At 70.7% G+C, this 13,317-nt stretch carries 10 protein-coding genes; 3 read left to right on the forward strand and 7 right to left on the reverse strand.

The window, feature by feature from the left end:
• Nucleotides 1-83 precede the first annotated feature (83 nt).
• Nucleotides 84-1,112: an aspartate-semialdehyde dehydrogenase gene (locus tag ACFWSK_RS27985; RefSeq protein WP_383791797.1), complete on the reverse strand. Its 1,029-nt coding sequence runs from the start codon at nucleotides 1,110-1,112 to the stop codon at nucleotides 84-86.
• 169 nt (nucleotides 1,113-1,281) lie between these two features.
• On the opposite strand from ACFWSK_RS27985, the gene ACFWSK_RS27990 reads away from it, so the two are divergent.
• Together ACFWSK_RS27990 and ACFWSK_RS27995 are read left to right on the forward strand one after the other, a co-directional pair.
• Entirely contained in the window at nucleotides 1,282-1,812 is a 531-nt protein-coding gene (locus tag ACFWSK_RS27990) for an RNA polymerase sigma factor (protein WP_383791800.1), read from the forward strand.
• Between the two features lie 2 nt (nucleotides 1,813-1,814).
• Entirely contained in the window at nucleotides 1,815-2,450 is a 636-nt protein-coding gene (locus ACFWSK_RS27995; protein ID WP_383791804.1) for a hypothetical protein, read from the forward strand.
• A gap of 62 nt (nucleotides 2,451-2,512) precedes the next feature.
• Here the strand turns inward: ACFWSK_RS27995 and ACFWSK_RS28000 are convergent, their stop codons facing one another.
• From ACFWSK_RS28000 to pepN, 3 genes are all read right to left on the reverse strand, one after another.
• Complete coding sequence (locus tag ACFWSK_RS28000; protein WP_383791807.1) at nucleotides 2,513-5,815, reverse strand: S8 family serine peptidase; 3,303 nt, start codon at nucleotides 5,813-5,815, stop codon at nucleotides 2,513-2,515.
• 166 nt (nucleotides 5,816-5,981) lie between these two features.
• Nucleotides 5,982-7,001 (reverse strand): hypothetical protein, encoded by a 1,020-nt coding sequence (locus ACFWSK_RS28005; protein ID WP_383791810.1) that lies wholly within the window; start codon nucleotides 6,999-7,001, stop codon nucleotides 5,982-5,984.
• Nucleotides 7,002-7,284: 283 nt separating this feature from the next.
• Nucleotides 7,285-9,873 carry an aminopeptidase N gene (gene pepN, locus ACFWSK_RS28010; protein ID WP_383791815.1) on the reverse strand — a complete coding sequence of 863 codons (2,589 nt, stop codon included), beginning with the start codon at nucleotides 9,871-9,873 and terminating at the stop codon, nucleotides 7,285-7,287.
• 189 nt (nucleotides 9,874-10,062) lie between these two features.
• On the opposite strand from pepN, the gene ACFWSK_RS28015 reads away from it, so the two are divergent.
• Nucleotides 10,063-10,713 (forward strand): DsbA family protein, encoded by a 651-nt coding sequence (locus ACFWSK_RS28015; protein WP_383791818.1) that lies wholly within the window; start codon nucleotides 10,063-10,065, stop codon nucleotides 10,711-10,713.
• Nucleotides 10,714-10,815: 102 nt separating this feature from the next.
• Here ACFWSK_RS28015 and ACFWSK_RS28020 read toward each other — a convergent pair whose 3' ends face one another.
• The 3 genes from ACFWSK_RS28020 to ACFWSK_RS28030 form a co-directional block, all read right to left on the reverse strand.
• Nucleotides 10,816-11,394: an AAA family ATPase gene (locus tag ACFWSK_RS28020; protein WP_383791821.1), complete on the reverse strand. Its 579-nt coding sequence runs from the start codon at nucleotides 11,392-11,394 to the stop codon at nucleotides 10,816-10,818.
• Complete coding sequence (locus tag ACFWSK_RS28025) at nucleotides 11,391-12,047, reverse strand: CatB-related O-acetyltransferase (protein ID WP_383791823.1); 657 nt, start codon at nucleotides 12,045-12,047, stop codon at nucleotides 11,391-11,393. Before ACFWSK_RS28025 ends, ACFWSK_RS28020 begins: the two co-directional genes overlap by 4 nt.
• A gap of 101 nt (nucleotides 12,048-12,148) precedes the next feature.
• The gene (locus tag ACFWSK_RS28030) at nucleotides 12,149-13,219 is read right to left on the reverse strand and encodes a glycerophosphodiester phosphodiesterase family protein (RefSeq protein ID WP_383791826.1); all 1,071 of its coding nucleotides are present in this window, start codon (nucleotides 13,217-13,219) and stop codon (nucleotides 12,149-12,151) included.
• Between the last annotated feature and the right edge of the window lie 98 nt (nucleotides 13,220-13,317).

The following is a 13,317-nucleotide window of genomic DNA, read 5'->3' on the forward strand; positions in this document are numbered from 1 at the left end:
GCGGCGCCACCTCGCCCTCGGAGGCACGCGAAAGGGCCGCCCCCGCTACATCCGGTGGCCGCCCCTTTCGCGGAGCGTGGGTGTCAGCCGTTCAGCTCGGCCGCCACCAGCTCCGCGATCTGCACGGCGTTGAGTGCCGCGCCCTTGCGCAGGTTGTCGTTGGAGACGAACAGCGCCAGACCGTGCTCGACGGTCTCGTCGACGCGGATGCGGCCCACGTACGAGGCGTCCTTGCCGGCCGCCTGGAGCGGGGTCGGGATCTCGGACAGCTCGACGCCCTCGGCGTCCTTCAGCAGCTCGTACGCGCGCTCGACGCTGACCGGACGGGCGAACCGGGCGTTGATCTGGAGCGAGTGGCCCGAGAAGACCGGGACGCGGACACAGGTGCCGGACACCTTGAGCTCCGGGATCTCCAGGATCTTGCGGGACTCGTTACGGAGCTTCTGCTCCTCGTCCGTCTCGAACGAACCGTCGTCCACGATCGAGCCGGCCAGCGGCACCACGTTGAACGCGATCGGACGCTTGTAGACGGCGGGCGCGGGGAAGTCGACGGACTCGCCGTCATGGGCCAGCTTGTCGGCCTCGGCGACGACCTTCAGCGCCTGGCCGTGCAGCTCGGCGACACCGGCGACACCGGAGCCCGACACCGCCTGGTACGAGGCGACCGTCAGCGTCTCCAGGCCGGCCTCGGTGTGCAGCGGGCGCAGCACGGGCATGGCCGCCATCGTGGTGCAGTTCGGGTTGGCGATGATGCCCTTGGGGCGGACCTTCGCCGCGTGCGGGTTGACCTCGGAGACGACCAGCGGCACCTCGGGGTCCATCCGGAATGCGGAGGAGTTGTCGATCACGACGGCGCCCTGGGACGCGACCTTCTCGGCGAGCGCCCTCGACGTCGCGCCGCCGGCCGAGAACAGCACGATGTCCAGGCCCGTGTAGTCGGCCGTGGAGGCGTCCTCGACGGTGATGTCCGTGCCCTGCCACTCGATCGTGGAGCCCGCGGAACGCGCGGAGGCGAAGAGCCGCAGTTCGGCGACGGGGAACTTCCGCTCGGCCAGGATGCTGCGCATGACTGTGCCGACCTGACCGGTGGCGCCGACGATTCCGACCTTCACGAAGACTCCTCTGTACGTGTGTGCGACCCGCTTGCCGCTCCATGATGCGTATGTCCCTGCCCGCCTTGTCCAATCCATTGTCCGTTCCTCGGACGGCGAACGCCGTCCGGGTGAACGTTCCGCCGCTCTTCCGCGTCACAGGGGAAACACGTTCAGGGGGAGGCAGTCCTTGCTGGGAAGGAAGGCGGCCGGCGCGGGGGAAGATCCCCTCGGCCCGGCACACGTGAACCGCGTACGGGCGGTTCTTTCACTGGGCGGAGTGCCACACTCCGACCTCCAGGACGGGGTGCAGCAGGTACGGCTGCGCCTCCTGGAGCGATCGGCCGGCGGCCGGGAGGCTCCCCGCGAGATCGGCGCCTGGGCGGCCGTGGTCGCCTCCAACCTGGCCGCCGACTGGCACCGGGGCCGCAGCAGGCAGGAGCGGATCGGCGCCCGGCTCGCCGCGCTGAGCCCGGCGGACTCCCTGACCGAGGGCGGCCAGGAGGCCAGGCTGCTGGCCCTCACCGTCGCGGAGGGACTCGACGAGCTGCCCGCCGCGCAGCGTCAGGCCCTGGTGCTGCGGTTCTACGCCGATCTCTCCGTACCGCAGATCGCGGCGGAGCTGGGCATTCCCGAGGGCACGGTGAAGAGCCGCCTGCACACGGCGGCCGGAGCGATGCGCGAACGACTGGCGCGGACGCACGCGGACGAGGTGGTGTGACGGTGGACACGGACGAACAGGACGAGCTGATGGCCGTACTGCTGGGGGAGCCGTCGCCCGACGCGGACGATGACGCGGCCGCCGCGGCCCGGCATGCCGCAGCGGCCAGGGACATGGAACTGCTCGGGGAGCAGCTGCGCATCGTCGGGGACCGGCTGGCCGCCCCGGAGGCGCACGCGCCCGCCCGCTCCCGGTGGACCAGGAAGGGACCGCTCGCGCTGGCGGCGTCGGTGGTGATCGCCGTCTGTCTGACCGGGACCGGGATTCTCTGGTCGGTCGCTCAGCCGTCGGAGGAGAGCGGCGACGTCAAACTGACCGAGGAGGGCCGGCTGGCCTGCGCGCGGGTCGTCGCGGACGGCACGGTCAGCCGGACGGAACGGGCCGGCGGCCTCGTACGGGTCGTGCTGACGGTCGACCGGTACCTCAAGCCGGACAAGGGGCCCCGGGAGACCTCGTTCATCGTCCCGGGCGCCGAGGAGAACTACTTCCGGCCCGGCAGGCCCATGCTCGTGGTCGTCTCGCGCTTCCCCGGTGAGGGGGTCGAGTCGTACCTCGGTGACGACCGGGCCGCCGCCTGGCAGTGGATGACGGACGCGCTGCCCGCCTCGCGCACCCTGGACTGCACGGACCCCGGATGACGCACAGCGGGGCGGGAGCTCCCGGAAGAGCGCCCGCCCCGCTGTTCAGGTACTGCCGGCCGTTACGGCGTGACCTTCTCGATCACGACGCTGCCGGTGCCCGCCGCTGTGCCGCGGGCGTTCACCAGCTGGACCTCACCGAAGAACTGACGTCCCTCGGGTGCCGCACCGGCGACCAGGACCTCGGCGCCGAGCTGGGCCGAGGCGCCGTTGGCCAGGGTCACCGACTTCGACTCGTCGACCGTGATCGCACCGAGCGACGGCGCGTAGTACACGTCGCGGTAGTCGTACTCGGTGGTCCCCGCCGGAACCGCGTAGCCGTCGACGACGACGGTGTACGTACCGGCTGCGGGCTTCACCAGGCTGACCGACTCCTCGGAACCGGCCGTCGTGGACGCGCCGACCTCGGTGTCGCCGTTGTAGACGTACAGGTCGATGTCGGCGTTGGCGTCCGACGTGCCACCGATGGCGAAGTCGAGCTTCTCGACGCCCTCACCGATGGTGACCGTGGTCTCGTACGTCTCGCCCGTGGCGATCGACGGGCGCTCGACCTTGGCCGAACCCAGCGAGCCGCCCTTGAGCTTGCCCTCCAGGTCACCCGCGTTGTTCGTGACCGTCCAGTTCACCGCGGCCGGGGTGCCGACCTTCGCCTCGGCGATGGTCTGCACCGCCGGGTCGAAGGTGGCGCCGAGCAGCGAGACGTCCAGCTTGTACGGGTTGTCCAGCAGCGGCGACGTACGGCGCGACTCGACCTCGATCTCCCAGACTCCGGGCTGCGGGTCCTTGTAGGAACGTGTGTCCGGACGGCAGGTGTTGGTCGGGCTCTCGTAGTTCGGGTAGCAGTAGATCGTGGCGCTGTCCTCCACCGCGACCCCGTAGGGGTGGATGGAGATGAACCGCGTCTGGCTGCCCGAACGGAGTGCGCTGAGGGCGACCTCAAGGGTCTTCGCGCCCTCCGGCACGTTCACGAAGTACGACTTGTGGCCGTTGCGCTGCACCGAGCCGGACGTCGTGTAGGAGTAACCCGGCGCCACGAGCTGCTTGGAGACGACGACGGTGGCGAGGATCTGGTGGTCCACACCGACGGTCCGCGAGTCGTTCACCTTGAGGATCGCGCTGTGCACACCGGCACTGCCCGGGCGCGCCTTGACCTTGACGGTCACCGGCTTGCCGAGGGGCAGGTGGACGGTGCTCGAACCGGCCAGCGAGAAGGTGCCGTCGTTGTTCTTCCAGGACAGCGAGTGCGCGACGTTGCGGTCGGGGCCCGTGGTGCGGGTGACCGTCACGTCGTACGTCTTCGTCTGGCCGGCCTTCAGGCCGCCCTCACGGTCGTACAGGCCCGTGCCGAAGCCCGGGGTCTTCAGCGCGAAGTCGATCGCGGTGTCGACCGGGGCCTTCACCGAGTACTCGTGCGCCGTGGCACCCGACTTGATGGACTTCCAGGCACCGATGATGTTCATCAGACCGGCACCCTGGGCGTGCGCGGGCACACCGCTGATGTGGGTGGCGGTGCTGGTCAGCGCGGTGCGCAGATCGGCCGGGGGCAGCTCGATGTTCTTCTGCTCCGCGGCCGAGAGCAGCAGCGCGGCGGCACCGGCGGCCTGCGGCGAGGACATCGACGTGCCCTGCAGCATGGAGTAACCGGCCGGCAGGCTGTAGCCGGCCTCCTTGACCGGACCGCCGGCCTGCCACGTCTGGGTGGTGTTGATCGAGGCACCCGGAGCCGTCAGGATCGGGGCGAAGCCGCCGTCCTCACGCGGACCGCGCGAGGAGAAGTTCAGCATGGCGTACTTCTTGGTGACGTTCGAGCCGTAGTTCGCGGCCCACGTCTCCTTGGAGATGGACGCACCCACCGAGATGACGTGGTCGGCGAGACCGGGGTCACCGATGGTGTTCACACCCGGGCCGTCGTTGCCGGCCGAGATGACCAGCTGGACGCCGTAGTTGTCGATGAGCCGCTTGTAGAGCTCCGCGCGGGCGTTGTTGCCGTCGTTCAGTGGCGGCAGGCCGCCGATCGACATGTTGACGATGTCGACCCCGCGGTTCACGACGAGGTCGATCATGCCCTCGGTCAGCGCGATGTTGGTGCAGCCGCCGGACCAGGTGCAGGCACGCGAGGAGACGACCTTGGCGCCGGGCGCCGCGCCGTTCATCTTGCCGCCGAACAGGCCGTTGGCCGCGGTGATACCCGCGACGTGCGTGCCGTGCGAGCCCTCGATGACGCCGATGTTCACGAAGTCGGCCTTGGCGCCGGCCGCGTTGTACACGACGTTCTTGCGGGTCTCGACGACGAACGGAATCCGCTCGACGACGTCGGTCGCCGGGTTGTCCGTACCGAAGTAGCCGACCTGGTGGCCGTCCTTGTACGGCTTCATGACGGCGTCGTTGGTGAAGTCGGCGTCGTTGTTGAGGTCGACGCGCGCCGTGCCGGTGACCGCGTCGTAGAGGACGGCCCACACGTCGGTGGTGTCGCCGTCCCGGTTCAGGTCTCCCGCCATGTCGCCACCGCGGGTGGCGGCCTCGGAGAAGAGCTGGATCTTGTACGCGCCCTCGGGCGCCGCGTACGTGCGACCACCGATGGTGAAGGTGGGACCGGCCACGGAGGCCGTCATCCGCAGCCACGTACCGTCGCCGTCGCTGACCGGGTCGGTGGCCGTCACCCAGTCGACGATCTTGCGCTCGCCGGTGGTGGTCTTCTGCAGCGCCGGGTGACCGAGGTCGACGCCGGAGTCCAGGACACCGATGGTGATACCGCGGCCGTCGGCCTTCGGGTTCTGCGCGACGAAGTCGACCGCGCCCGTCTCGAAGGACGGGTTGTACGGGTTCTTCGCCGGGGTGTCCTTGCCGGGCGCCGGGTAGGAGCCCGTGGCCTGCGTCGACGCACCGGCCGCGCGGTCGCCCGCGGGAGTCGGGTCGTCGAGCTTGATCTCCTGCTTGAGATCGATGCCGTACACGGATGACAGCTTCTGCGCCGCCTTGAGCGTGGCCTCGGCGGTGGCGGTCGGCACGGTCGCGCGGACGTAGCCGAGCTTGTCGTACGTCTGCCCGAGCACGGACCCCTTGACGGCGTCCAGCTGCCGGGTGACCTCTTCGGTCGCACCGGGGGCGGTGGCGACCATGAGCGTGATGTTCTTCTCGCCCTTGGCCTCGGCCTGCGCCAGCACGTCGGCGTCGGCACTGCCGAGCTTGTCGCCCTTGCCGCTGGCGGCGGAGGGCTTGACCGGTGCGGTGGCCGGGTCGTCGGCGGCGAAGACCGGGGCTGCGCCGGAGGCGGCCAGCGCGGCCACCAGACCGGCGGCGGCGGCGATTCTGGCCGCTCGTCTCGCTCCGGGTATGAAGCTGGGGGATTCCTTGGTCATCAGCATCCCTGTATGTGAAAGAGAGAGTCCGGAATTCGGTACCCGATGACCGCTCACCCTGTCGTAAATGACAGGGGTTTGTGGAGAGTTGACGGGGGCGAGTATGGGACATGGCGTAGATCCGCCAATGAGGTCAAAGCGTCACGCGGGACGAATGGGCCCATAGGTGCCTTCACCGAGGCAGGATCACCACATAGGCGGCCGGTTCGCGGTCGTTCGCCGCCATCAGTGCCGTGCGCACCACGGTCGCCTGCTGCTCCAGGGTCTCGCGCAGCTTCTCCGCCGTGACGTGGACGACGGTGATCCCGAGCCGTTCCAGGTGGTCGCGCTTGTCGGCGTACGCGGACCAGTGCGCCTCGCCGTCCTCTGAGGGGGTACGGGAGTCGATCTCGACGGCCACGGCCTGGTCGGGCCAGTACGCGTCGACCTCGCCCAGACGGGGGCCGCCCGGCAGGCGCAGGTCCACGTTCCACAGCGGGGCAGGCAGTCCCCGTGTACGGACCATCTCGTACAGCCGGCTCTCCGCCACCGCCCGGCCCTCGGCCAGCAAGGACTCGACGGCCTCCCTCACATGGGCCAGCCCCAGCAGCTTCGCCGCACTCAACTCCCGTACCACCGCTGCCGGTTCGCAGTGCCCGCCCCGGACTGCCTCCGTCAGCATCCGGCGCGCCATGGAACCGTCCGTGATCCCGGCGACGGCATCCGCGAGAGCCCGCTCCACGGGGGCTACCGGGACCCCGTCCACCTGTACGGGTCTGGGCAGCCCGGCGCGGCGCAGCACCTGTACGTACCCGGTCGAGCGCAACCGCCGGGTGCGGGGCACCAGCACGTCGATCCGGTGGAGCGAGGCCACGGGCGGGGCGGAGGAGAACCCGTACAGGGTGAGCGCGGCCGGCCCCGTCGCCATGGCCTCCCCGTACGGGGGCCCGGCCGGTGCGGGCGCCGCCGAGCGCCGCGCGGACACGGGTGGGCGGCCGGCGTAGAGCAGGGCGCCGTGCAACCGCTCCTCGCCGGTGGGCGGGCCGGGGTGCAACAGGTATACACCGGGCAGCAGTTGCTGCCACGGACCACCGGGCAGGCACTGTGCGGCGGTCTGCGCGGCGGACACGCCCCGCGCCCGCAACTGCGCGGCGGACTGCACGTGGTGCCGTACCAGGTGGGGGCGGAGGGAGAGAGGGGTGTTCTGCGTCATGCCCCCGGGGTGCCCGCTCACTGAGGGGGCCCTAACCTCTGTTACACGTTCGTCGACATTCCGGGACAACGCCGCCCTAAAGTACGGGAGTTCGACTGCCGAAAAGACCCGTCCCGCCCGGAAATCCTGTGGCGGCCATCCGCATGCCCGTACGAACGTCGTGCGTACGGGCTCGTCCACCTGCCGGCAGGGCCCCGGGCCGCCACGAACGGGCGACCCGGGGCCGGGCCCAGACCTCAGCCCGTCCGGCGTCCGAGGACGCAACCCTCGCACCCGACCCGGGTCACACCGCGTCGCACGCCTGTCCCCGCAACGCCCGCGCCAGATCGTCCCGCGCTTCCAGGACCAGCCGCCGCAGCGCCGGCGCCGCGTCCGCGTGCGAGGCCAGCCACGCGTCCGTCGCTTCCAGCGTCTCCGGGCTGTCCTGGAGCCCCGGGAACAGCCCCGAGACCACGTCCATGCCGATCTGGATCGACCGCTCGGCCCACACCCGCTCGATCGCGTCGAAGTACGCGCTCGCGTACGGCGCCAGCAGCTCCCGCTGCGAGGACTGCACGAAGCCCGCGATCGTCGCCGTGACCAGCGCGTTGGACAGCTTGTCCGACTCCACGACCGCGGCCCACGCCTGCGCCTTGACGGCCGCGGACGGCCGCGAGGCCAGGCACCGCACGTGGTGCCGCTTGCCGGACGCCGTGTCGTCGCGCGCCAGCTCGGCGTCGATGACCGACTCGTCGGCCTGTCCGTGCGAGGCCAGCGGCGACAGGAACGCCCAGCGCAGCTCCTGGTCGACCTCCAGGCCGTCGATGTGCGCCGAGCCGTCGAGCAGCCCCGCCAGCAGCTGGAAGTCCGTGTCCGACGTGGCGACGGCCGCGAAGAACCGTGCCCAGGTCAGCTGGTGCTGGCTGCCCGGCTCCGCGGTGCGCAGCTCACGCAGCGCGCCCCCGGCCAGCAGCCGGCCGCCCTCTTCGCGCCACCCGGGCGCGATGTAGTGCACGAGCGCCGACTGCGTCCAGTTGTGCAGCATCTGGAGCACGCCGATGTCCGACTCGCGGCCGGAGAAGGCGAGTACGAGGGAGATGAAGTCCCGGGCCGGCAACAGCCCGTCCCGCGTCAGGTTCCACAGAGCCGACCAGCAGACCGCCCGCGCCAGGGGATCGGTGATGTCACCGAGGTGGGCCCCCAGGGTGGCGAGGGACCCCGCGTCGAAGCGGACCTTGCAGTACGTGAGGTCGTCGTCGTTGACGAGGATCAGCTCGGGCTTCTCCGCCCCGGCGAGCTCCCCGACGACCGTGCGCGCCCCGGCGACGTCCACCTCGGCGCGGGCGTAACGGACCAGGGCCCCGTCGGCGTCGTGCCGGTAGAGGCCGACCGCGATCCGGTGCGGGCGCAGCTCCGGGTGGGAGGCGGCGGCGTCCTGGAGGACGGCCAGCTCGGTGATCCGGCCGGCCACGTCGTACGTCACGTCCGGCGTGAGCACGTTGACGCCCGCCGTCTGCAGCCAGGCACGCGACCAGACCGTCATGTCGCGCCCGGACGTCTCGGCGAGCGCGGACAGCAGGTCGCCGAGCTGCGTGTTGCCGTAGGCGTGCCGCTTGAAGTAGCGCCGGGCGCCTTCGAGGAACGCGTCCCGTCCGACGTACGCCACCAGCTGCTTCAGCACCGAGGCGCCCTTGGCGTACGTGATGCCGTCGAAGTTGAGCTTGGCGTCCTCCAGGTCACGGATGTCGGCCGTGACGGGGTGGGTGGACGGCAGCTGGTCGGCGCGGTAGGCCCACGCCTTGCGGTTGTTGGCGAAGGTGACCCAGCCGTTGGTGAACCGCGTCGCCTCCACCTGGGAGAACGTGCCCATGAAGTCGGCGAAGGACTCCTTCAGCCACAGGTCGTCCCACCACTGCATGGTGACCAGGTCGCCGAACCACATGTGCGCCATCTCGTGCAGGATGACGTTGGCCCGGCGCTCGTACGACGCCGATGTCACCTTGCCGCGGTAGATGTACTCCTCGCGGAACGTGACACAGCCCGGGTTCTCCATCGCGCCGATGTTGTACTCGGGCACGAACGCCTGGTCGTACTTCCCGAACGGGTACGGGTAGTCGAAGTTGTCGTGGAAGAAGTCCAGGCCCTGCTTGGTGACGAGGAAGATGTCGTCCGCGTCGAAGTGGCGGGCAAGGCCCTTGCGGCACATCGCGCCGAGCGGGATCTCCAGCGTCGTGCCGTCGTCGAACACCCGGGTGTAGAGGTCGGTCTCGTAGTGGTACGGACCGGCGACGACCGCCGTGATGTACGTGGAGATCGGCTTCGTCTCGGCGAAGCGCCGCACCTCCCCGTCGCGGGACTCCTCGGCGCCGTTGCTCCGGACCGTCCAGCCGTCGGGAGCCGTGACCTCGAAGCGGAAGGGCGCCTTCAGGTCGGGCTGCTCGAAGTTCGCGAAGACGCGCCGGGCATCGGCCGGCTCGTACTGCGTGTACAGGTAGACCTCGCCGTCCTCCGGGTCGACGAAGCGGTGCAGACCTTCGCCGGTCCGGCTGTACGCGCACTGCGCGTCGACCACCAGGACGTTGTCGCCCCCGGCGAGGCCGTCGAGCGTCACCCGGGTCCCGTCGAAGACGACCGCCGGGTCCAGGGGCTTCCCGTTCAGCGTCACGGCGCTCACGCTCGGAGCCAGCAGATCGGCGAAGGTCGAGGCCCCCGCACGTGCGGCGCGGAACCGGATGGTGGTCTGCGAACGGAAGGTGCGCGGGCCGGCCTCCCCCTCGTCCCCGTCGGGCTCACCGACGGCGGAACGCAGGTCGAGGGCGACCTCGTAACCGTCGACGGTCAGCAGCTCGGCCCGCTCATGGGCCTCGTCGCGGGACAGGTTTTCACCGGGCACAGGCACTCCTTCGTGTCTCAGCCCGACCGGCAGTCGGGGGGCGGCATCGCACCCACCGCACGAGTGCCGGCCGGTCTCGTTCGAACGGCTTTGATCCTCGCATGCCGGTCATGGCGCCGGTATCCGGGAATGGCAGGGCCGCCCCGTGGCGTTGTGCCGCTCAGTGGTCGCGCCCTTCTGAGGAGAGACATGTCTGACAACAGCACGGCGAACGGCAGGACTCCGGTCGACTTCTGGTTCGACCCGCTCTGCCCCTGGGCGTGGATGACCTCCCGCTGGATGCTGGAGGTGGAGAAGGTCCGCGACGTCGAGGTCCGCTGGCACGTGATGAGCCTGGCCGTACTCAACGAGGACAAGCTGGACCAGCTGCCCGAGGAGTACCGCGACATGCTGGAGACGAAGGCGTGGGGCCCGGTCCGGGTCGTCATCGCCGCCCAGCAGAAGCACGGCGACGAGGTCGTCGGCCCCCTGTACACGGCGCTCGGCACCCGCTTCCACAACAAGGGCGAGGGCCCCACGCCCGCGGCCGTCGTCACGGCCCTGGAAGAGGTCGGCCTGCCGGTCGAGCTCGCGGCGTACGCGGACTCCGACGCCTACGACACCGAGCTGCGCGCCTCCCACAAGGAGGGCATCGACAAGGTCGGCCAGGAGGTCGGCACACCGGTCATCGCCGTTCCGGGCGCCGACGGCGAGCAGATCGCCTTCTTCGGCCCGGTCGTCACCCCCGCCCCCAAGGGCGAGGACGCGGCGAAGCTGTGGGACGGCACGCTGCTGGTGGCGTCGATCCCCGGCTTCTACGAGATCAAGCGGACCCGGACCCAGGGCCCGGTCTTCGACTGACGTCGCACAGGGAGGGCGGGTTCCGGACGAGGTCCGGAGCCCGCCCTCCCGCATGCGAGGCAGGCGGCGACGCCCTGCGGGGTGGGGAGCGGCACGCGCCGGTTACGCAGTGGCCTGATCCCGTTGGACTGCGTCGAGGTCGGTCGCGGACAGGACCGCCTCGACCGTCTCCCCGACCGACTGCCCCGAGGTGTCGATCCACGTTCCCGCATCACCGAGCTCCGCACGCATCGCACGGTCCAGGGGCGACCAGTCGGTGGCCAGCACCTTGTCCCGGGTCCGGTTGCGCTCCCGGGCGACGTCCGGGTCCGGGGCCAGGACGACGACGTGGAACCGGCCGGTCGCCAGCGTCTCCCGGTAGAAGTCGAGATGGGTGCGGCGTACGACCACATCGGCGAGTACGGGGACGAAGCCCGCCGCCACGAAACTGTCCGCCAGCAGACAGGCGTGCCGGGCCCGCAGGAAGATCTGCCGGTCCGCCTCCGCGTTGCCCTCCATGGTGGGCCACTCGTTCCCGCTGACGATCATGTCCTGGAGCGCGTCGACGTCGATGTGCGCCGACCTCCGCAGCCGCGCGGCCAGCGCGGCGGCCACCGTGGACTTCCCGCTTCCCGGGATGCCGGTCAGTAGGACGGCGCAGGGAGCGGGCTCCCGGTCGATGGGGCGGGGATCGAAGCTCACCGGGCGCTCCGCTCGCCGGGTGCGGCCGCCTCCAGCTCGTCGACGCTGCCGGACATGATCGTGCGTACGTGCTCCGTGATGTGCTCGGCGGGCCAGTCCCACCAGGCGACGGCGAGGAGGCGGGCGATGTCCTCGTCCTCGTACCGGGTCCGGATCAGTTTCGCGGGGTTGCCGCCGACGATCCCGTAGTCCGGTACGTCGGAGACGACCACCGCACCGGAACCGATGATCGCGCCGTGCCCGATCCGTACGCCGGGCATCACCGTCGTGCGGTAGCCGAACCACACGTCGTTGCCGACGACGGTGTCGCCCCGGCCGGGCAGGCCGGTCAGCAGGTCGAAGTGGTCGGCCCACGAGCCGCCCATCGTGGGGAACGGGAACGTGGACGGGCCGTCCATACGGTGGTTGGCGCCGTTCATGATGAACCGCACCCCCGTGCCGATCGCGCAGAACTTCCCGATGACGAGCTTCTCCGGCCCGTAGTGGTAGAGCACGTTGCGCGTCTCGAACCCGGTCGCGTCGTCCGGGTCGTCGTAGTACGAGAACTCCCCGACCTCGATCAGCGGCGAGGTCACGAGCGGCTTCAGCTGCACCACCCGTGGCTGCCCCGGCATGGGGTGCAGCACCGTGGGATCGGCGGGTACGAGGCTCATGTGGGCTGCTTCCGGCGGTCTCGACTACGGGTGGGCCCTCATGATGGCAGGCGCCTCCGGACGGCCGCACGCCCGTTTCCGCCCGGCCGCCGCTCTCCGGCTCAGGCCCGCAGGTCCTCCCGCGCGCTCACCGCGATGTCCGGGAAGTCCGTCACGACGGCGTCCACGCCCTGCGCGTAGTGGAAGGCGTACTCGGCGAACGCGTCACCGAACTCGGTGGGTGCGGTGCCCCGGCGGTACGGGGCCGGCAGGTACTGGTTCTCCGCGCGGAAGGTGTACGCGCCGACCTTCAGGCCCGCCGCGTGCGCGTCCGCCAGCAGGGTGAGCGGCGGGACGAGCGAGGACTTGTCCGGGCCGATCCAGTCCGCGTAACGGGCGATCTCGCGCAGCCCGGCGGGCGTCATCATCTCCTTGTACGTGACCGTGTGGCCGTAAGGACCGCCGCTCGTGCCGAGCGCCTGCCAGAGCGGCAGCCCGAGCCGGGCCTCGGCCACCCGGTGCAGGCTGGACGGTTCGAAGGACTGGACGACGCATTCGCGGGCGCTCAGCCGGTTGCGGCGGATGACGCGGATCAGTTCCGGCTCCAGCGGCAGCCCGATCGACCGGAAGTACGTGGGGTGCTTCGTCTCAGGGAAGACCGCGATGCGGCGCCCGTGCTCCTTCGACAGGGCGCGCGCCAGGTCGATGACCTCCTGGAACGTCATGACCTGCTGGCGGCCGTCGAAGACCGTGTTGCGGTTGCGGACCAGCGGCAGCCGCTCGACCGCCCGCAGCGTCTTCAGCTCGGCGAGCGTGAAGTCCTCGGTGAACCAGCCGGTGACGGCCCTGCCGTCCACGGTCTTCGTTGTGCGGCGGCCGGCGAACTCCGGGTGCGCGGCGACGTCGGTGGTGCCCGATATCTCGTTCTCGTGGCGCACGACCAGGACGTGGTCCTTCGTGGGGACGAGGTCGGGCTCGATCCAGTCGGCCCCGGCCCGTACCCCGAAGGTGTACGCGGCGGCGGTGTGCTCGGGGCGCCAGCCGGCCGCCCCCCGGTGGCCGATCACCAGCGGACCCGAGGGCCGGTGGCCGTGCGCCGGACGGGCGTCGGAGGCGACGGCGGGGCCCGCCGCCGCCGCGGTAACCGCGGCCGTGGCCAGGAGGATCGAGCGTCGTCTCGGGGCGTGGTGCATGCGGAACTCCTCGCGTGGGACGGAGGAACCACATAAGCGACGGCGGGTTACGGCACGGAGGACGGAGACCTGCGCCCTCATGTACGGGTGGGGCGCCC

The sequence above is a fragment of the Streptomyces sp. NPDC058620 genome, assembly GCF_042717135.1.
Taxonomy (GTDB): Bacteria; Actinomycetota; Actinomycetes; order Streptomycetales; family Streptomycetaceae; genus Streptomyces.

Coding starts and splice junctions, on each gene's coding strand:
- ACFWSK_RS28015 (WP_383791818.1), top strand. CDS start 10,063: ATGTCTGACAACAGCACGGCGAACGGCAGGACTCCGGTCGACTTCTGG.
- ACFWSK_RS28025 (WP_383791823.1), bottom strand. CDS start 12,047: ATGAGCCTCGTACCCGCCGATCCCACGGTGCTGCACCCCATGCCGGGG.
- ACFWSK_RS28000 (WP_383791807.1), bottom strand. CDS start 5,815: ATGCTGATGACCAAGGAATCCCCCAGCTTCATACCCGGAGCGAGACGA.
- ACFWSK_RS28005 (WP_383791810.1), bottom strand. CDS start 7,001: ATGACGCAGAACACCCCTCTCTCCCTCCGCCCCCACCTGGTACGGCAC.
- ACFWSK_RS28030 (WP_383791826.1), bottom strand. CDS start 13,219: ATGCACCACGCCCCGAGACGACGCTCGATCCTCCTGGCCACGGCCGCG.